The sequence below is a fragment of the Albimonas marina genome, assembly GCF_029223255.1.
GTDB lineage: Bacteria > Pseudomonadota > Alphaproteobacteria > Rhodobacterales > Rhodobacteraceae > Albimonas.
On the sequence record NZ_JARHUC010000001.1, the window covers coordinates 372,362 to 391,435 of the forward strand.

15 protein-coding genes and 2 pseudogenes are annotated in these 19,074 nt (G+C 70.9%); 6 read left to right on the forward strand and 11 right to left on the reverse strand.

The genetic code is table 11. The annotated features are described in order from the left end of the window. The first annotated feature begins 1 nt into the window (after position 1). On the forward strand, positions 2–1,354 hold the full coding sequence (locus P2H44_RS01660; RefSeq protein WP_275761679.1) for a PepSY-associated TM helix domain-containing protein: 1,353 nt from the start codon (positions 2–4) through the stop codon (positions 1,352–1,354). A gap of 66 nt (positions 1,355–1,420) precedes the next feature. After that, a pseudogene (locus tag P2H44_RS01665) lies at positions 1,421–2,583 on the forward strand (IS3 family transposase); the annotation flags it as partial. Between the two features lie 54 nt (positions 2,584–2,637). Here the strand turns inward: P2H44_RS01665 and P2H44_RS01670 are convergent. From P2H44_RS01670 to P2H44_RS01695, 6 genes are all read right to left on the reverse strand, one after another. Continuing rightward, positions 2,638–3,150, reverse strand: coding sequence for a hypothetical protein (locus P2H44_RS01670; RefSeq protein ID WP_275762108.1), 513 nt, complete (start codon positions 3,148–3,150; stop codon positions 2,638–2,640). A 286-nt stretch (positions 3,151–3,436) separates the two neighbouring features. Further along, on the reverse strand, positions 3,437–5,683 hold the full coding sequence (locus P2H44_RS01675) for a calcium-binding protein (protein ID WP_275761680.1): 2,247 nt from the start codon (positions 5,681–5,683) through the stop codon (positions 3,437–3,439). Positions 5,684–5,908: 225 nt separating this feature from the next. After that, complete coding sequence (locus tag P2H44_RS01680; RefSeq protein WP_345798972.1) at positions 5,909–6,241, reverse strand: helix-turn-helix domain-containing protein; 333 nt, start codon at positions 6,239–6,241, stop codon at positions 5,909–5,911. Next, entirely contained in the window at positions 6,213–6,740 is a 528-nt protein-coding gene (locus tag P2H44_RS01685) for an AraC-like ligand-binding domain-containing protein (RefSeq protein ID WP_275762089.1), read from the reverse strand. The genes P2H44_RS01680 and P2H44_RS01685 overlap by 29 nt, the downstream gene beginning before the upstream one ends. Continuing rightward, positions 6,697–6,969, reverse strand: coding sequence for a hypothetical protein (locus P2H44_RS01690; protein WP_275761681.1), 273 nt, complete (start codon positions 6,967–6,969; stop codon positions 6,697–6,699). Before P2H44_RS01690 ends, P2H44_RS01685 begins: the two co-directional genes overlap by 44 nt. Positions 6,970–7,084: 115 nt before the next feature. Next, positions 7,085–7,522 carry a sulfatase-like hydrolase/transferase gene (locus P2H44_RS01695; protein ID WP_345798973.1) on the reverse strand — a complete coding sequence of 146 codons (438 nt, stop codon included), beginning with the start codon at positions 7,520–7,522 and terminating at the stop codon, positions 7,085–7,087. Between the two features lie 39 nt (positions 7,523–7,561). On the opposite strand from P2H44_RS01695, the gene P2H44_RS01700 reads away from it, so the two are divergent. After that, positions 7,562–7,822 (forward strand): hypothetical protein, encoded by a 261-nt coding sequence (locus tag P2H44_RS01700; RefSeq protein ID WP_275761682.1) that lies wholly within the window; start codon positions 7,562–7,564, stop codon positions 7,820–7,822. Between the two features lie 37 nt (positions 7,823–7,859). Here P2H44_RS01700 and P2H44_RS25530 read toward each other — a convergent pair. Then, positions 7,860–8,036, reverse strand: a pseudogene (locus P2H44_RS25530) (sulfatase-like hydrolase/transferase); the annotation flags it as partial. Between the two features lie 510 nt (positions 8,037–8,546). On the opposite strand from P2H44_RS25530, the gene P2H44_RS01705 reads away from it, so the two are divergent. Beyond that, complete coding sequence (locus P2H44_RS01705; protein WP_275761683.1) at positions 8,547–9,668, forward strand: DUF389 domain-containing protein; 1,122 nt, start codon at positions 8,547–8,549, stop codon at positions 9,666–9,668. Between the two features lie 698 nt (positions 9,669–10,366). Here P2H44_RS01705 and P2H44_RS01710 read toward each other — a convergent pair. Genes P2H44_RS01710 through P2H44_RS01720 form a run of 3 tightly spaced genes read right to left on the reverse strand, consistent with a single transcriptional unit; the run spans position 10,367 to position 14,155 of the window. Further along, positions 10,367–11,368 (reverse strand): HupE/UreJ family protein, encoded by a 1,002-nt coding sequence (locus P2H44_RS01710; protein ID WP_275761684.1) that lies wholly within the window; start codon positions 11,366–11,368, stop codon positions 10,367–10,369. Then, on the reverse strand, positions 11,365–12,207 hold the full coding sequence (locus tag P2H44_RS01715; RefSeq protein ID WP_275761685.1) for a peptidylprolyl isomerase: 843 nt from the start codon (positions 12,205–12,207) through the stop codon (positions 11,365–11,367). The genes P2H44_RS01710 and P2H44_RS01715 overlap by 4 nt, the downstream gene beginning before the upstream one ends. A 28-nt stretch (positions 12,208–12,235) precedes the next feature. After that, positions 12,236–14,155: a DUF3604 domain-containing protein gene (locus P2H44_RS01720; RefSeq protein ID WP_275761686.1), complete on the reverse strand. Its 1,920-nt coding sequence runs from the start codon at positions 14,153–14,155 to the stop codon at positions 12,236–12,238. 804 nt (positions 14,156–14,959) lie between these two features. Here P2H44_RS01720 and P2H44_RS01725 point away from each other — a divergent pair. Both P2H44_RS01725 and P2H44_RS01730 read left to right on the forward strand, forming a co-directional pair. Further along, positions 14,960–15,304, forward strand: coding sequence for a zinc ribbon domain-containing protein YjdM (locus P2H44_RS01725; protein ID WP_275761687.1), 345 nt, complete (start codon positions 14,960–14,962; stop codon positions 15,302–15,304). A 745-nt stretch (positions 15,305–16,049) separates the two neighbouring features. After that, a complete protein-coding gene (locus tag P2H44_RS01730) occupies positions 16,050–16,367 on the forward strand; it encodes a helix-turn-helix domain-containing protein (protein WP_275761688.1) in 318 nt (105 codons plus the stop codon). A gap of 124 nt (positions 16,368–16,491) precedes the next feature. Here P2H44_RS01730 and P2H44_RS01735 read toward each other — a convergent pair whose 3' ends face one another. Further along, the gene (locus P2H44_RS01735; RefSeq protein ID WP_275761689.1) at positions 16,492–18,999 is read right to left on the reverse strand and encodes a heavy metal translocating P-type ATPase; all 2,508 of its coding nucleotides are present in this window, start codon (positions 18,997–18,999) and stop codon (positions 16,492–16,494) included. Between the last annotated feature and the right edge of the window lie 75 nt (positions 19,000–19,074).

Genomic DNA, 19,074 nt, shown 5'->3' on the forward strand with positions numbered 1-19,074 from the left:
CATGAACACCCCCACCCCCAGGGCGGCGTCCGCCGCGCTGTACCGCGCCGTGTGGCGCTGGCACTTCATCGCGGGCCTGCTGGTCCTGCCCTTCGTCCTCGTCCTGGCGCTCACCGGCGCCGTCTACCTGTTCAAGGACGAGATCAACGACGCCGCCTATCGCCCGCTGCGCGTGGTCGAGGCGCAGGGCGAGCGGCTGGCGCCCTCCCGCCTGGTCGCCGCCGCGCTCGAGGCCCGACCGGGCGAGGTCACGGCCTACACGCCCCCCGCCTCCCCCGACCGCAGCGCCGAGGTCGACGTCCGCGGCGCCGACGGGCTGAAGACCACCGTCTACGTCGATCCCTACACCGCCGAGGTCCTCGGAACCCGGTGGGAGAGCGGCGCCGCCGGAAGCCCGGGGATGTTCGTCGTGCGCAAGCTGCACTCGCTCGAATACGTCGGCTGGCTCGGCAACCGGCTGATCGAGCTGGCGGCGGGCTGGATGGTGCTGCTGGTCGCCTCCGGCATCTACCTGTGGTGGCCCCGCGGCAATGCGGTGGGGACCCTGTCGATCCGGGCCGCCCGCGGGCGGCCGTGGTGGCGCGACCTGCACGCGGTGACCGGGATCTACACCTCGGTCTTCATCGTCTTCCTCGCGATGACCGGCCTGCCGTGGTCCGGCGTCTGGGACGGCAAGTTCTACGAGTACTCGTATGCGCTGGGGCTCGGGATGCCGGACGGCTACTGGTCGAAGACCCCGGTCTCCACCGTGCCGACGGCCGAGGCGGTGGACCGCGCGCCCTGGATCCTCGAGAAGCAGCCGCTTCCCGTCTCCGACCCCGCGGCGGGCGGCGCGCCCCAGGCGCTCGACGCCGTGGTCGCGCGGGTCGAGGCGCTGGGCATCGCGCCGGGCTACGCCGTGTCGATGCCGCAGGGGCCGGAGGGGGTGTTCACCGCCTCGGTCTATCCCGACGACATCACCTACGAGCGGATCATCCACCTCGACCAGTACACGGGCGAGGTGCTGTTCGACGCGGGCCTGGCCGACCTCGGCACGCTGGGCCGCTGGGCCGAGTGGGGGATCAGCGTCCACATGGGGCAGGAGTGGGGGCTGGCGAACCAGGTCGCGCTGCTGCTCGCCTGCCTCGCGATGGTCGCGCTGTGCGTCTCCGCCCCGGTGATGTGGTGGAAGCGGCGCCCGTCCGGCGCGCTCGGCGCGCCCGAGGCCCCGCGCGACTGGCGCATCGTGCGTGGCGTGCTGGTCATGGCCGCGCTCGCGGGCGTGTTCTTCCCGCTGGTCGGCCTCTCGATGCTGGTCCTGGCGGCGGTCGAGATCGCCCTGCACCTCGGCGGCGGCAGGCTACGTCCGGCCTGACGCGCCCGGCCCTCCCCCCTGAAACGGATCCGCTCGTACCGTCGGCTGAGCCGACGAGGCGGATCCATGCCGAGGAAGAAGCGCAAGCCCGAGGAGATCGTCGCGCAGCTGCGGCAGATCGACGTTGCGGCGGCGCAGGGCGTTCCGCTGGCCGAAGCGATCCGCGGGTTCGGCGACGGCGAGGTCACCTGCCACCGCGGGCGGACCGAATACGGCGGGTTGAAGCTCGACCAGGTGAAGCGGCTGAAGGAGCTGGAGCAGGAGAACCTCAGGCTGCGCCGGGCGGGCTCGGACCTGACGCTCGACGAACTCATTCTTCAGGAGGGCCTGCGGGGAAAGCGATCAGCCCCGCCCGCCGCCGCGAGACGGTCCGGGAGGTCGGCACGACGCTCGGCGTCTCCGAGCGCCGCGCCTGCCGGGTCCCGGGCCAGTCGCGATCGACCCAGCGCCGGGTTCTGCACACGGCCGAGGACGAGGAGCGGCTGACGGCGGCGATCGTCGCGCTGGCGACGCGCTGCGGGCGCTGCGGCTGCCGGCGGGTCGCCGCTCTGCCGCGTCAGGCAGGTTGGGCGGGGAACGCCAAGCGGGTCGAGCGGATCTGGCGGCGGGAGGGGCTGAAAGCGCCGAGGAAGCAGCCGAGGAAGGGCCGGCTCCGGCTGAACGACGGGTCCTGCATCCGCCTTCGGCCGGAGCGGGCGAACCACGTCCGGGCCTGCGACTTCGTGGGGCGCCGCACGCAGGACGGGCGGACGCGCCGCATGCGTCTCGCGTCGTCGACGCGTTCGCCCGCGAGGCGCTGGCGATCGTGGCGAAGCGCAGGCTGAACGCCTCGGACGTGCTCGAGGCGCTGGCCGAGCTCATGCTGGCGCGGGGGACGCCGTCGCACATCCGCTCTGACGACGGCCCGGAGTTCGCAGTCCCGGCCGTGCGCGAGCGGCTGGGGAAACCTGGGCGTCGACACCGCCTTCATCGAACTCGGGAGCCCGTGGGAGAACGGCTATGTCGAGCGCTTCAATTCGAAGCTCCGGGACGAGTTGCTCGAGGGGGAGATCTTCCATCCGCTGAAGGAGGCCGAGATCCTGATCGAGGCCTGGCGGCGGCGCTGCAACACCGTCCGGCCCCACTCCGCCCTGGGCCGGCTGCCGCCCGCTCCCGTGGTCAGCGTCACGTCGCCGACCGTCTGGCCCCGCTCGGGCCCGTCGATCGCGATGGCCGCCAGCGCCACCGTCCACGAACATTCCAGCTCGATCCGCTCTCGGGGGCTCGCCAGTCTATGTGGGCAGTTAGGGCGGCTGGGTGGACGGCACGGTGGTCGGTGACGACGGCACCGACCAGCTGACCGGGTCCTCGGGCAACGACCTCTTCGCCGGCGGGCTGGACGCGGACGTGCTGAGCGGCCGGGGCGCGACGACGAGATGCTCGGCGAAGGCGACGAGGACGTGCTGGCGGGCGGCGGCGGGGACGACGCGCTCCACGGCGGCGACGCCAACGACGTTCTGCGCGGCGGCGCCGGCGAGGATCTGCTGAACGGCGGGCGAGGCGTGGACCAGTTGTTCGGCGCCGGCGAACGGGACGTCTTCGTCTTCGAGCCCGTCGAGGGCTGCGACCGGGTGCACGAATTCTAGAAGGGCGTCGATCTGCTGGACTTCAGCGCCTACGGCTTCGCCGACGAGGACGAGCCTAGAGCGCTGGCCAGAGCAAAGAACGGCAATGCCGTCTTCACCCTGGACGACGGCGCGGTGGTGACCGTCGACGACATCTCGATCAACAAGCTGATGGCGGACGTCCTGTTGCAAGCGCCGGGCGGGCCGCTTGGAGAAGAAAGGATCGGGAGCGCCCCGGCCTCGCCGCCCTCCCGTCCCAGGCCTCACAACCCGCCTGCCCCGCAGCATCCAGCCGACGAATCCGCGGAACCGCGGCTCTGCGCGGCGCATGAGACCGCCGCCCCGGGTTTCCGCGCCCAGTTGCCGGCGGTCGACATGCGGACTTCAAGGTCTGTGAGGCGGCGCCGATCGGTCAGGCTGGAGCTCCTGCCTCTACCCACAGGGGCGCCCCCTTCCCCGGACGGCACTCCCGAGGGGTTCAGCCGAAGTCGAAATCCGCCTCCGAGAGACGGGCGGCGGCGGGGCCGAGGTCGAGCGACCAGTCGGCTGCGCCGTCGCCGTCGAGGTCGCCCTGCACCCGGCCGTGATGGGCGCGGACTTCTCCGGGGCGGCCGTGGAAAGCCTCTGACCCGATGAAGCGGCCGGCGCCCGGCAGGGCCGAGAGGTCGAGGTGGTCGAGGCCGGGGCGGAAGTCCTCGATCCGGTCGGCGGCGTCGCGCAGGCCGCTGTCGGCGGCGTCGCGCAGCACGAAGACGTCGGCGCCGGGGCCGCCCAGCAGGCGGTCCGCGCCGCGGCCCCCGACCAGGAGGTCGTCGCCCTCGCCTCCCAGAAGGGCGTCGTCGCGCCCGGCCCCGTGCAGGCGGTCGTCGCCGCCCCGGCCGCGCACCAGGTCGTTCCAGGCGGAGGCGACGACGCGGTCCGCCCCGGCCGTGCCGACAAGCACGATCCGCTCGCGCTGGCCGCCCCAGTCGGCGAAGCTCCAGCCGCGCATCTCGAACGGGTCGCCGGAGGCGAGGGCCACGCGCAGCATCTCGCGCGCGTGAGGGGCGTCGAGGCCGGTCAGGGAGAAGGCCGGGGCGAGGCCGCCCGGGCCGAACTGCCCGGCGTCGAGCCGCACCTCGGTCGTGCCGCCGCGCCCGGTTCCGGAGACGCGCAGGCCCTCGACCGAATGGAAGGCGACGGAGGAGAGGTCGCGCAGGGCGTCACGGGCGCCGAGCACCACGACCACGTCCTCGCCCGGGCCGCCGCGGGCGAGGGTGGGCGCGGAGACCGGGGGCGCTGCGGCCCGGGCCGAGGCCGCGTTCTGCGGCGCGGCGATCACCGGCGGGCGGACCAGCAGCAGCAGGTCGTCGCCCCCGCCCCCGTCCAGCACGTCGCCGTCGCCGGCATGGACCAGCACGTCGTCGCCCGGGCCGCCGTCCAGCCGGTCGAAGCCGGGCCCGCCGTCGAGACGGTCGTTCCCCTCGCCGCCCGAAAGCACGTCCTTGCCGCCGCCGCCGGTCAGGCTGTCGTTCCCCTCGCGCCCCTCGATCACGTCGTCGCCGTCGCCGCCGTCGAGCCGGTCGTCGCGGGCGCCGCCCAGCACCTGCTCGCTCCCCGCGCCTCCGTCGTAGCGGGTGAGGTCGACGATGGTCACGGTGACGGTGGAGACGGGGGTCAGCAGCAGGCCCTCGCGGGTGGCGGTCTGGCGGAACATGGCCATCAGCCCGTCGCCAAAGGGGATGGCGAAGCGGAAGCTGCCCGCGGCGGGGTCGGCGCCGCCGAAGATCGGGGCGCCGCTGGCCTCGCCCATTGCGTCGGTGACGGTCAGCTGCGTGTTCGGCCCCGCTTCGGCGATCACCGCCTTGCGCCCGTCACCGAGGTCTATGCCCGAGCGCTCGGGGACCAGGGTCGGCTTGCCCGTGGGGGCGCCCTTGGACGAGTAGGCGGTGGCGAACAGGCGGCCGGCATCGTCCAGCGTGCGCACCGTGAAGCCGCCGTCGGAGCGCGCCGTGATCGTGGGCGCGTCGTCGCCCAGGGTGATCTCGAGCCCCACCCGCGTCACGCCGGCGCCGAAGGGGTCGGAGGCGAAGATCTGCGCCCGGTAGAGGCCGCCGTCCTGCCACGAGACGACGAAGCGCCCGTTGCTCAGCGCGGTGACGTCGGCGTGGGCCTGGTCGCCGCGGGTCGAGCGGTTGACCTGGAACACCGACCCCGAGGCGAGGCCGGAATTGGTGAACAGCTGCCCCCGGATCGAGTTTCCGAAGAAATCGCCGGAGGCGAGGGTGCGCTCGGTCCAGACCAGGGCGCTCATCCGGTTGGAGAGCACGGCGAGGTCGGTCTGGGTCTCGGCCCCCGCCAGCAGGCCGGTGGCGCCCAGCACCGGGCCGGTGGGCAGCGCCGCGCCCACGAACTTGCGCCCAAGCGCGTTGGAGGGGCCGTTCGTGCCGGTGGCGATGTCGGTCCAGGAGTAGGCGAAGGTTCGGTCGGGCCCGGCCGAGAGGCCGAAGCCGTCGAAGCCGCGGGCGACGGTGGAATCCACCGTGAAGGGGCGCGAGACGGCGCCCCCGACGTCGATGCGCAGGCCGGAGAGATGCGAGGGACCGTTGGCCAGCAGGCCCAGCCCGGCGACGTAGGTGTTCGCCAGCACCCCGACCGCGAGGCTTCCGTCGGTGAGGGAGACGACGCCCAGCCGGGTCGCCTCGCCCGGGTTGATCCGGGTCTCGGATACGATGTGCCAGCCCATGCCGGAGCCCCCCGCGGCCGGCGACCCGCCTCGGGGCGACCGCGTCCGCCCGCCCACTGGAGGGTGGACGGGACGCAACGTCAATCAGGTGAAATTCGCTATGACGGCGAGACGAACACCTTCACGCCTCGCGGGAGGCGTGGAACCAGACCAATCGGGCGACTCATGCGCCGGCGCCCCGACTGCCCTGGCCTAGACCGCAGGCCCGGCGTCCGCGCGCGACGCTCAGCGGCCCAGTTCCGCCAGCCAGCGCTCATGGGCCGCCTCGCCGTCGTCGGGAGGGAAGCGGCTCGCCTGCCGCGCCTCGCGCGGGGACATGCCGAACCGTCGACGGAAGGCGCGGGAATAGTCGCTTTCGGAGGTGAAGTTCCAGGCGTGGGCGATGTCGTAGATGGGGCGGCCCGCCATCCGCGGGTTCAACAGGTCCGCGAGGCTGCGTTTCAGCCGTCGCGCCCGGATGTAAGAGGCGACGCCCCCACCGGCGCGAACACACGGTAGAGCCGCGCCCGCGATAGGCCCAGGGCCGTGATCAGTATCTCGGGGCCCCCGGGTCGGGATCGGCGAGCCGGTCCTCGATCAACCGGCGGGCTGCGAACAGCAGCGCTTGCTCCGCCGCGCTGGGTTCGACCTCGGCTCGTGGCTCGCCCGGGCCGGCGTTGAGCAGCGCCTCGGTCAAGCGAAGGGTGGCAGGGGCCAGCTGCTCTGCCTCGGCCGAGGGCAGGTCACCCATTCCGGCCGCCAGTGTGCGGAGATACGACGCGAAGATCTGGGCCGTCGGCGCGCCGCCGCGGATCATCCTCTGATGATGAGCTCCCGGATCGCGCAGGCCGCCCTCGACCAGGCTGCGCGGCACCACCAGCGACAGACTCGAGAGGGTTGAGTTGTCGGCCGCCATCGGCTCGAGCATGTCCACCACCCACAGATCTCCAGGTCGTGCGACGACATCCCGGCCGCCGACGCGGACGCGGGTCTCGCCTTCGAGGAACAGCTGGATCAGGAAATGATCGTAGGCGTCATGGGCGGTCTTCAGGGACGAGCGCGCGAGGCGCTGGCCTATGGCGGCGCAGCGCGTCGTTGCCGGCCTCGCCGTCCAGCAGGTCCTCGTCGTCCAGCAGGTCCTCGTCGTCTCCGCCACGCACGAGGTCTCCGCCCAAGCCGCCAGCCAGCACCTCGTCGCCGGGACCGCCGTGGATCGCGTCGCCGCCGTCGCGGCCGCGCAGCAGGTCGCCGCGCACGCTGCCGAAGAAGACGTACTCCCTCTCGTCGCCGATCAGGCCCAGTCCCACCCCGCCGTCGGTCGTCTGGAACTCGGCGAGCAGGCTGAACGCCGCCGCCGCGACCGAGGGCCCGGCAGCTGCGCCTCGACCGGGTCGGGCAGGCCGTTCTGGGTCATCATGTTGTTTAGGGTGTCGGTGACGCTGCCCTTGCGCTGGGGCCGTCGTCGCCGGCGATCGGGATGATCAGGGTGTTCGCGGCCTCGGGCATCGCGCGGACGTTGGCGATCAGCCTCCCGATCTCGTGGTCGGTCTGGGCGAGGAAGCCGGCGAAGACCTCCTGGTGTCTCTCGAACAGGTGCTGCGCGTCTGCGTCCAGCGCCTCCCAGGCCTCGATCTCGTCGGGCCGGGGCGTGAGGTCGGCGTTTTCCGGGACCAGGCCCATCGCCTTCTGGCGGGCCAGCGTCTCCTCACGAACCTTGTCCCAGCCCTGGTCGAACTGGCCGGCGAAGGTCTCGCTCCAGTCCTCGCGGACATGCAGCGGCGCATGCACGGTGCCCGGCGCGAAGCAGACGAAGAACGGCTTGTCCGGCGTGATCGAGTTCTGCCGGTCGATCCAGCCGATGGCCTCGTCACCAGGTCAACGTCGAGGTTGCAGCCCTCCGTGGGACCCGTCGCCGGCTCGACCGGCGTGGTGTTCCGGAACAGTTGCGGGAACCACTGGCTGGTCTCGTCGACCTGGAGGCCGAACCAGTATTCGAAGCCGAGGGCGGCAGGCCAGCGGTCGAACGGCTCCGTAGGCGAGGCCTCCCAGTCCGGCGTGTTGCGCCACGTGCCGAAGGCGGCGGTGGAGCAGGCGTGGTCCTCGTGGATCTCGGCGATGGTGGCCGAGGAGCGGGGCCAGATCGAGTTGTATCCCGAGTAGCCGGTGGAGAGCTCGGTGATGGTTCCGAAGCCGCTCTGGTCGTGTTGAGCCCGGTCAGCAGGGCCGCGCGGGCGGGCGAGCGGATGGCTGTGGTGTGGAAGCGGGTGCAGCGCAGCCCCTCGGCCGCCAGCGCGTCCATGGCCGGCGTGGGGACGGGGCCGCCGAAGGCCCCGGGCTGTCCGAAGCCGAGGTCGTCGATCAGCACCACCAGCACGTTGGGCGCGCTCTAGGGCGGCGGCACCGGCTGCGGATAGTCCTGGATCGAACCATCGAAGGTCTAGGCGATCATGCCCTTGAAGGGCGCCGGCGCCCGGTTGGCGCGCCTCGCCCGCGACGCTGTCTTCCAGGTCGTCGAGGCGGCGTTGCCGCCCAAGATCCTTGCCGGCGTGCTCGGCCTGATCAACGGCCTGCGTGGGCCGCCTATCGAAACAACTTCAGAATGGTCGGCGTCCCTATCAGGGCCGTCCGGCGCGGCCCCGGTCGCAGAGCACGCGTGACTGATGGCACCCGGCGCGATGCTCCCGGCGCCTGGAGACGTGGATAAGCAGCCCGTCCGGCGCGGATAAGCCTAAGCTCGGACCAGGACGTAACAGGAATCGCTTGGAAAGCCGTCTATCGCCACGGTAGCCTCGTGCGAGGCAGGCCGAGTGGGGAATGCCTTATAAGAGCCATTGACGACGAGCCGCACTGGCGGTCAGCGCGGACGTCGCCGGAGAGCGCGGCGATGCAGGATCGCGTGAAGCCGAGGAGCGTCCGCACCCGACTGCTCGATCTCTTGGGAGAGAGCCGCGGAGACGCCGCCAAGAGCAGCGACATCCTCTTCGAGCAGATCGAAGAATCTTCGCGTCCCAGCCTGAACTTCTACTTCATGCTCGGCATGGCCACCGCAATCGCCTCGTTCGGCCTGTTGGGCAACAGCGCGCCGGCAATCATTGGGGCGATGATCGTAGCGCCCCTGATGTCGCCCATCGTCGGCTTTTCTTTCGCGGCGATCATGGGCGCGAACCGGCTGGCGTTGAACTCATTGATCTCCATCGCGACCGGCATCCTGTTCGTGATCGGCATCGCATTCGTCTGCGCGCGGGCGATCGACCTGCAGGTGGTGGGCTCCGAGATCCTGGCGCGCACCGCACCCTCGACGCTCGACATGCTGGTCGCGCTCTGCTCCGGCGCAGCGGCTGGCTTCGCCCACGCGCGGGTCGGCATCGCCAACTCCATCGCGGGCGTCGCCATAGCGGTGGCGCTCGTGCCGCCGCTGTCAGTTGTCGGCATCGGGCTCGCGCTCGGCGACGGCGCGGTGTCGTCGGCGGCGATCGCTATGTCGGATGTCCATCACCAGGGGAACGGCAACGACATGGCGGCGGGCGCGTTCCTGCTCTTCGGCACCAACTTCATCGGGATCGTGGTGGCGGCGATGCTGGTGTTCGGCCTGCAGGGATACGGCCACTGGCGCAAGCCGGTGGCGGTGGCCGCCGCGCTGCTCTTCGCCTCGGTCTTCGTGGTGGAGCGGCTGGATCGGCGGCTGGAGATCATTTTCGTCGAGGACCTGGTCAAGCGGCTCTACGTCGAGGCGATCAAGCGCCACTCGGACATCGTGAGCGACGACAGCTACATCTGGCAAGTTCGGGGCGAGCGGGTGGAAGGGCGCCTCGAAATTTCGGTCGTCCTGCTCGGGCTCAGAAGCAATCTTCACAAGGCGAAGCAGTCGACAGAGACCTTTCGCACGCTTGTCTCCGAAGCGCTGGGTGAACAAGTCGCCCTCCGCCTGCAGATCATCCCCATCGACGTGGTCTACGAGAACGCCTTGCCGCCGGGATCGGGGCCGGTCGCGGCCCGGACCGACTGATCCTCGTTACGCTGACGGCGATGCCTGTATCAGAAGAACTGCTCTTAAAATTAGACAGTTACCGGAGGTCTCCGCGTCAGCCGATGCAGTTGTGTCCCGAAATCCGGAACGAGCGTCCGGAGCTCCGGGGGGGGCGGGGGCCGCTTCGCCGAAACCGCGACTGGCTGAATAGAGCGGTGCCCAAGTGGCCGGCATTTCCAACGCAATTGACACGGCATCTGGATGGCGACGCCAATGGCAAGTTGATGTGGATTTTGGAGCGGCGCTACCCATAGCGATGTGTTCGGGTCGCCCCCGCGGTGTGAATCTCCGATCGGCCTAACTCGACGCGCCCCCAGGGCGTCGGGAAGGGGGTCTGAAGCCCCCGGGGATGATTTTCTGGTGGTGAGACTGCGGGGCGAGCTGGCGGGGCTCACGGGCGCCCCCATGGGCCATCTGTCGATTGGAGACGCTGTCCTCTTAACCTTCTTGCCGTGCTATTCTGGGCAAGGAGGACCGGTTCGAGGGAAGCCGCACCGAATCGCTAACGAACCCGGCGAACGGCCGGACCGGGCCCTCAACCGCGAACGGACGGAGATCGTTGATTCTGCACGGTCGGGCCGAAGGTCGACAAAGGCTTCGCGTCGCGGCGCCGTGCCGACCTTGTGATCCGCAGACCGATGGCGCTCAGGATCGGACGAAGCGCAGCGTCGATCGGATCAGAACGCTGCGACCCGCTCGATCACCCAGAAGGCCGCGACGCCGCCGATGCCGTAGCCGGCGGCGCGGGACAGGCTCGCGGATCGGGCGCGCAGGATCGGGGCCGCTGTCGCGGCGGCCCAGGCGAGCGCCAGGACCGCGCCGACGAAGAGCAGCTGACCGAGCTCGACCCCGAGGTTGAAGGCGAAGAGCGCCAGCGGGATGTCGCCGGGGGGGAGGCCGATCTCGCCCAGCGCGCCGGCGAAGCCGAGGCCGTGCACCAGGCCGAAGCCGAAGGCGATCAGGGCGGGGGCGCGCTCGGCCAGCGGATCTCGGCGCTCGGGCGGGAGGGTCAGCTCCCAGGCGAGGAACACGATCGAGAGGGCGATCACCGCCTCGACCGGGGCCGATGGCAGCGACAGCCAGCCGAGCGTCGCCGCCGCCAGCGTCAGGCTGTGGGCCAGCGTGAAGGCGGTGATGGTCCAGAGCAGCCTGCGGCGACCGCGGACCAGCAGCACCAGGGCCAGCACGAACAGCAGGTGGTCGATCCCCTCAAGTATATGAGAGACGCCCAGCGAGACGTAGCTGGCGACGATCCCCGCCACGCCGGGGGCCGTGGGCACGACGAAGGCGGGGGCGTCGGGCGTCAGGCGGTGAGTGTGCGCCTCGGCCCCCGCGGGCTGCCAGCGGACCAGCGCGTCGGTGCGGGTCTGCGCCAGGCCGTCGACGCCGATCTCGCCGCCCGTCAGGCCTTCGGGGCAGAGCGCCAGCCAGGCCGAGGACCAGCCCCGACCGTCGAAGCCCGGCGCGGGCGCATCGCCCGAGCAGCCCTCGGGCAGGCGGGCGCGCAGCGGCATCGGGCGGCCGGCGACGTCCGGGATGCGCAGGCTGACCCGCCAGCGGCCGTCGCCGAGTTCCGACAGCTCCAGGTAGGCCGGGTCCAGCGCGTGGCCGGCGGCGGCGACGGGGAGCAGCGCCGAGAGCAGCAGGCCCAGCGACGCCAGCAGCCGGGCGGCCCTCATCGGTCGAGCACCTCGGCGGCGGCGGGCAGGTCCAGCGTGTAGCGCCCCAGCAGCGCCTCGGCGAAGGCGTCGCGGGCGCGGCGCGCCTCCTGCGCCCGCCAGTCGGCCAGCGCCCGCTCGCGCACCTCCTCCAGCGGACGCGGGGCGGCGGCGCCGCGGCCGTCGAGCCGCACCAGGTGCAGGCCGTAGGCGCTGCGCACGGGACCGGACCAGCGCCCGGGCGGGAGCTCGGCCAGCGCCTCGACGAAGCCTTCGCCGAAGACGCGTTCGACGACCGGCGCGGGCATCCGCTCGACCTCCGTGGGCAGCAGGCGGGCGCCGCCGAAGTCGGCGGGATCGGTCCCGGCCTCCAGCCGGGCGAGGACCTGCGCCGTCTCCGCCGGGCCCGCGTCGGGGGGCAGCGAGGCCTGGGCGAAGCCGATCCAGCCGGGGGATGCGTAGCGCTCGGGATGGGCCTCGACGAAGGCCGCCAGCGTCGCGTCGTCGGGTTCGGCCGAGGCCGCCGGCGCCTCGGCCAAGAAGCTCACCTTGTGGCGCAGGCGGTTGCGGATCATCTCGTCGCCGCGGTCGAGTCCGAGGGCCAGCGCCTCGCGCACCATCGCCTCCTCGACGGCCCAGTCGCGCATCAGGCCCTCGAGCTCGGCCTCGGTCGCAGGGCGCCCCCACGTCCGCTCGAACCGCTCGGCGAGGCGCGCCGCGTCGGCGGCCGTCAGGACCAGCCGGTCGGGGTCGGGCACTTCGGGAGCAGGATCGGCGAGCCAGGCGTTCAGCGCGAAGATCAGGCCGCCGACGGCGAAGAAATGCACCAGCGGCGAGCCGAGGATCCGTCGCGCCGTCATCCCCGCTCGCCGTCCCCGGAGGGGCCGCTCAAGACGGCGGCCCATACCAGATCGGCGAGGTGTAGGCCCGCTCGATCACCTTCATCGCGACCTCGGGGCCGAAGTCCGCGTCCGCGAACCAGGCCGCGTCGTAGGCGGTCCAGCGAGGCGTCGGGATCTCCAGCACGCGGGCGTAGTAGAAGGCCTTCAGGGCGGGGTCGAACTCCGGGTCGGTCCAGACCGTCACCAGCTCCGAGGCGCCGATGGAGTTGGTCCAGGTGGCGTTGGCTACGTCCACCGTGTCGCCCACCGGGGGCAGCTTGCCGTCGTCGCCGGGCGTGCGGTCGCCGGCCCAGACCACGTCGAAGACCTTCTCCTGCATCGCGCCGTCGGCGTCGACCCAGCCCTTCACGATCTGGATGCGGTCGAGATTGCCCGAGAACGGGTCCTTCAGCGCCGCCACGAGGAACGTGGGCGCGCCCGCCCCCTCGGGCGCGGGGAAGAGGTCGGCGCCCATGGGCACGCCCTTGGCGTAGCCGACGGTGGCGGGCGTACGGCCCAGCGCGTCCTCGGCCGCGAAGTCCCAGCCGCCGAAGAAGCGCACGAAGATCCGCGGCCCGGTGGTCCCGTAGACCTCCCGGCGCTTCATCGCGTCCCAGATCGAGGCGCGCGTGTTCTCCTGCGCCCAGACCGCGGTCAGGCCCGAGGCGCCGAGCTGCCAGTCCTTCACCGTGCGCCCGTCGAAGTCGAAGGCGTTGCCGGTCGACCGCTCCGGCCCCGGCTCCGAGGCGGGGAACTTGCCGAAGAAGTTGTTCTCCTCCGCCGAGGAGATGCCGGTGTGGTCGTCGGTGGAGCCGAGCAGGCCGAACTTGAACGGGTTCGTCCCCAGCTCCCCCTCCAGCTTCAGGCCGCGCTTCAGCGCCTCGCGGGCGTACTCGTACTGGATCATGCCCGGTTCCTTGGGCACGACGTTGAGGTTGCCCTTGTCCCAGATCTCGAAGTCCGCGAACTCGTCCTGGGGCGCGAGCGAGGGGTGCTGCTCCGAGGTGCCCTTGGACTGCGTCACCTCGTAGAGCGGCTCGAACCGGGCGCGCATGGCGGCCCATTCCGCGTCGATCGGCTTTCCGTACGGCGTCTCGGTGGCGAACATCAGGCCGTTCGACAGGTTGCCGTTGTGCGGAACCGCCAGCACGCGGGAGCCGGTCTGCTCCTCGAAGGCGGCCATCCAGTCCCACAGTTCGTTCGGCAGCTCGGTGTCGAAGGTGGTCAGGGGGCGGACGCGGTCGGCCACGGCCTTGCCGCCCCGGTAGATCACGTTGCGGTGCAGGTTGTTGCCGCCGCCGTAGTTCGAGCTCCACTCGTAGCCGATCATGGCCGAGAAGATGCCGGGCTGATCGTGGCTCTCGACGATCTCGGTCATCCTGCGCCACATGTCGAACTGGGTGTCGTTGTCGGTCATCTGCTTGGGCAGGGTTCCCTCGCCCTGCATGGTGATCATCTCCATCACCACCGCCGTGGCGGCGGCGCCGCCCTGGCGCATGCCGTCGTGCCAGCGCTTCAGCACCGGTTCCGCCAGCAGGGCCGGATCGCCCTCGTAGACGTTGGCGACCACCCCCAGCGCGTCGGAGTGGTCGGCGACCACCATCCAGTCGTAGGGGCGCGAGAGGCGCACGGGCTGGCCGGTCGAGGAGGTGATCTCCTCGCCCTTCGCATAGCGCAGCGCGTCGTCGGGACCCACGCGCGTGCCGCCGCCGAAGGCGTCGGCCGACCAGGAGGTGTGCAGGTGCTGCTCGCCCCACAGAGGCCGGGTGGGGAAGCTGCGCCCGGCGTACGGAGAGTAGCCGGGCTGGTCGAAGAACCGCTCGATCTTCGCCGGGTCGATGGTGCCCGCGTCGGTCGTCACCTGCGCCGCGAGCGGCCCTGCCGAGAGCGCGGCGACGGCGGCGGTCGCGAGGATCCTGAAGGTCATGTCCAGCCTCCTTCACGTCGGCTTCGTCACCCGATCGCGTTAAGAGCGAGCGACCACAAGCTGCAAGAGAGTGAAACGGATATCATGACCGGCGGGAGCCGACGATGAAATTTCCGTATCGTCACGATACGCCTCGACGCCTCCCGGAAGACCCGTTCGAGACGAGCGGAGACCGCCGCCCCGGGTCGGCCGACACCGGCCGCATTCGCCGCGACGACGAGCCGGCCTGCTATAGCTCACGCAGGCCTCCCACGGCCGAGCGATGTCGATTGCTCTCGCATCGTCTGCGCCTTCGCGGACCTGGAGTTCCGCTGAAGTGAAACGCGCAAGCCGAAGGCCTTCTCAACAGCTGCGAAGGGCGGCAGCGGGGCGATGCGAGTTCGCCTGAGGCTGGTCTCCCGTAGTCCGTTTCTATCCGAAACCGTCTGCGCGTGCAGGTGCATCAAGGGAGAGCACAGGGCTATATCTGGAACTCCACCACGTTGGGCCAAGGGGACATCTTGCGAGCCGGCCGCGACGCCGCGCCGAAGAACAGCGCCCCCATGATGCGATAGACCACGACCTCGAGACTCGGCCCCGCGTGCTCTTCGTAGGCGCCCCGCGGATGCGCGCCGTCCGCCTCGTCCTAGCCGATTGCGGGCGTGTGGGATGCGACCGCGTGCGCCCGGCTCATCCGCCGGATCAAGAGGACCGGAGCCAGCGCGAAGCCCGCGGCGGTGGCCTCGCTCAGGTCGCGGAAGATCCTCTAGAGGAGGGTAAGCCCCCAGCGCCGCCGACTCGCCCCAGCCCGAACGCAGGTCACTCATGGCCGATGCCTTGCTGCCCTGTCCCGAGTGCGGATCCACCTACACCTACGAGACGGACGCTCTGCTCTCGTGCCCCGAGTGCGGGCATGAGTGGTCCCCGGCTGCGGCGGCAGCCGCAGACGCCCAGGAGGTGCGCGACAGCCTCGGCAACGTCCTGGCGGACGGGGACACGGTCACCTTGATCAGGGATCTGAAGGTGAAGGGATCGTCGTCGGTGGTGAAGATCGGCACGAAGTTCCGCGGCATCCGTCTCGTGGATGGCGACCACGATGTCGACTGCAAGACCCCGGGCTTCGGCCCAATCGACCTGAAGTCGCAGTTCGTCAAGGAGGTCGCCGAATAGCGATTAGGCCGGATGCGGCGCTGGCGGGTCCGTGGATAAGGTGGTAGATTTTCGAAACGAAGCCACCTCCCTCAAGTGCGCGCGCTCGTGGTGCCTCAGAGCGTCTGGGAGGGGTGCTACGGCCCCACCTTCCAGTTTCCGGCCTTACTTACACCGGCGGCCATGCGCTTGCGACGCTCACGGGCGCTCTCAGGGGCCCCTTCCTTTGCGGGGCGATGCACTCGCTTGACGCGCGTCCAGTCCGAACATTCAGCGGCAAGATCGAAGGAAGGCCTTGCCGGGCCGCTCGCTCTGCCGCCTGTGCAATCCGTGGTTTGATTTCGTCGGCGCGCGAAAGGTAAAGGCTATGATCGGGTCCGTATACCGACCGCGGCCTGCACCGTCAGCCCAAGGCGGTGCCAAGAGAAGGACCGGGAGCGCCCCGCCACGGTGTTGCCGGTGCATGGCCGGGCTGATGTTTGTCCAGCGTATGGTCCGGGGACGCGAAGTCCTAGAAGATGGACGTGCTCCAGTGGATGCTCTGCCGCCGAAAAAGCCCGGCCCAGGTGACCGGTCTCCGTATGGAGAACCGGAGGTCCGCATGGCGAGCGCTTCGATGGCGGCTGCTGGCGCGTCGTCGCGAACAGCTGCGCACCGGGCGACATCCAGCGACGCCCACTGCCACGGCGAAGCAAGACTCTGACCCGCAAGGAAAAATAATATTCGGCTATATTGGCTTCAACGAGATCGACAGTTGGAGTCAGCCATGACGACCTCCGCCCCCAAGTCCGTCCAGGCGACCTTCGCCGCGATGCTCGAGGACAGCGGCAAAACCCAGAAGGCCATCGCGTTGGAGGTCGGCCTGGACCGCCGGAACGTCATCTCGATGATGAAGACCGGCGACATGAAAGTTCCGATCGATAGGGCCTCGGCGCTCGCCCGCGCCTGTGGGGCGGACCCGGCCGCTTTCACGCGCCTGGTCGTCCAGGAGTATATGCCTGAAGTTTGGGAGATGCTGTCGGTCGAGTTCGGTCAGGCGAACGCTTCTCATACGGATGACGATGAACACGTGGAGAACGCATGAAGCCGAAACCAATCGGCCACGACCGAACTCTCGCCCGCAAATCTCAAGCCTCGTGCATGCCGTTCGAAAGGCAGTTGCGCCATGACGCAGTGCAGCTCAGCCAGACCTCCGAAAGCAGCCCAAGCTAGCGGCCTCCGCCCAGACGAGACGCCCGCAGCCTGAGCGCGTTGCCGATCACCGAGACGGAGGACAGGCTCATCGCCGCCGCGGCCACCACGGGGGACAGCAGAAGGCCGAAGATTGGGTAGAGAACGCCCGCGGCCAAGGGGACGCCGGCCGCGTTGTAGATGAAGGCGAAGAACAGGTTCTGGCGGATGTTGCGCATGGTCGCCTCGGCCAGGCGGCGCGCGCGGACCACGCCGTTCAGGTCGCCTTTCACCAGCGTCACGCCCGCGCTTTCGACCGCGACATCGGCGCCCGTGCCCATGGCGATGCCGACGTCGGCGGCGGCCAGCGCGGGGGCGTCGTTGACGCCATCGCCGGCCATGGCGACGGACAGGCCCTCGCCATGCAGGCGCTCGACCAGAGCGTGCTTGTCCTCGGGAGAGACCTCGGCGTGGACCTCGTCGATGTCGAGCTCCTTCGCGACGGCGCGGGCCGTGGCCTCGGCGTCGCCGGTGGCCATGACGATGCGCAGGCCGGAGGCGTGCAGGGCGCGGATCGCGGCGGGCGTCGTCTCCTTGATCCGGTCGGCGACCGCGACGAGGCCGGCGGGGCGGCCGTCGGCGGCGACGAACATCGCGGTTCGGCCCTGCTCCTGCAGCGCGCGGGCGCGGGCGGCGAGCGGGCCGGGGTCGACGCCCAGGTCGCTCATCAGCGCGGCGTTGCCCAGCGCGACGGCGCGGCCTGCGACGGTCCCGGTCACGCCCTTGCCGGTCACCGCCTCGAAGTCCGTCGCGTCCAGGCGTTCGGCCCCGCGCGCCTCGGCGCCGGCGACGATCGCCTCGGCCAGCGGGTGTTCGGAGCCGCGCTCCAGCGCGGCGGCGAGGGACAGGAGCTCGGTTTCGGCCATGCCGTCGGCAGGTTCGGCGTCGGTCAGCGTCGGCTTGCCCTCGGTCAGGGTGCCGGTCTTGTCCACGATGAGCACGTCCACGCCGGCCAGCCGCTCCAGCGCCTCGGCGTCGCGGATCAGGACGCCGGCCTGGGCGCCGCGGCCGGTGGCGACCATGATCGACATCGGAGTCGCGAGGCCCAGCGCGCAGGGGCAGGCGATGATCAGGACCGAGACCGCGGCCACGAACGCGTAGGAGACCGCGGGGGACGGACCCAGCGCGACCCAGGCCGCGAAGGCGAGCAGCGCCACCCCGACCACCGCCGGCACGAAATACCCCGCCACCCGGTCGGCCGCCGCCTGGATCGGCGCGCGGGACCGCTGGGCCTTCGCCACCATCTCGACGATGCGGTTCAGCGTGGTGTCGGCGCCGACGTTCCCCGCGCGCATCAGGAACGTGCCGCTCTTGTTGAGGGTTCCGCCGGTGACGGGCTCGCCCTCGGTCTTCTCGACCGGCACCGGCTCGCCGGTGATCATGCTCTCGTCGACCGAGGAGCGGCCCTCGATCACCTCGCCGTCCACCGGCACGCTTTCGCCGGGGCGCACGCGCAAAACGTCCCCGCTGCGCAGGGCGTCGAGGGGCACGTCCTCCTCCGTCTCGCCGGTCACGCGGCGGGCGGTCTTGGGGGCGAGGTCCATCAGGGCGCGGATCGCGTCGCCGGTCCGCTCGCGCGCGGCCAGTTCCATCACCTGGCCGACGAGGACCAGGACCAGGATCACCGCGGCCGCTTCGAAGTAGACCGGGGCCATGCCCATGGAGTCGCGCATCGCCTCGGGGAACACGCCGGGGGCGAGCAGCGAGACGACCGAGAAGACATAGGCCGCCCCCGTCCCCAGCGAGATCAGGGTCCACATATTGGGGCTGCGGTTGACGATCGACGCCCAGCCCCGCTTGAAGAACGGCCGGCAGATCCAGACCACGGGCGTGGCCAGGGCGAACTGCACCCAGCCGAAGGCGCGATGGCCGATCCAGTCGGCGAAGGGCAGGCCCAGATGGGCGCCCATCTCGAGGATGAAGATCGCGGCCGCCAGGGGCGCCGTGATCGCGAGGCGGCGGCGGAAGTCGACGTATTCGGGGTTCGGCCCGGCTTCGGCCGAGGGGGTCATGGGCTCCAGCGCCATGCCGCATTTGGGGCAGTCGCCGGGATGGTCCTGCACGATCTCGGGGTGCATCGGGCAGGTGTATTGCGTGCCCGCCGGCATCGGCTCGGGCGCAGGGCGGTCGCCGAGGTATCGCTCCGGCTCGGCCTCGAACTTCGCCTGGCAGCCGGAGGAGCAGAAGTAGTGCCGCTCGCCCTCATGCTTCGTCATGTGGGCGGCGGTGGAGCGGTCTACGTCCATGCCGCAGACAGGGTCCCAGGCGGTCAGGTAGTCGCCGGGCGCGGCGACGAACTTGCCGCGACAGCCCTCGGAGCAGAAGTGGAAGACGTGGCCGTCATGCTCGGCGGTAGGCTTGCCGGCCTCCGGGTCGACGGTCATGCCGCAGACCGGGTCGCGGACGACCGGACCTGCCTGGCCGTGGTCATGGCCGTGGCGACCGTGGGAAGGGGCGGCTTTCGCCGGGGAATCAGGGGGGGCCATGGGGGCGCTCCGCGCTCGGGGGATCATCTCGGCCCCTGATGTAGGCGTTCCAGCGACTGGAAGGTCAAGGGGGCG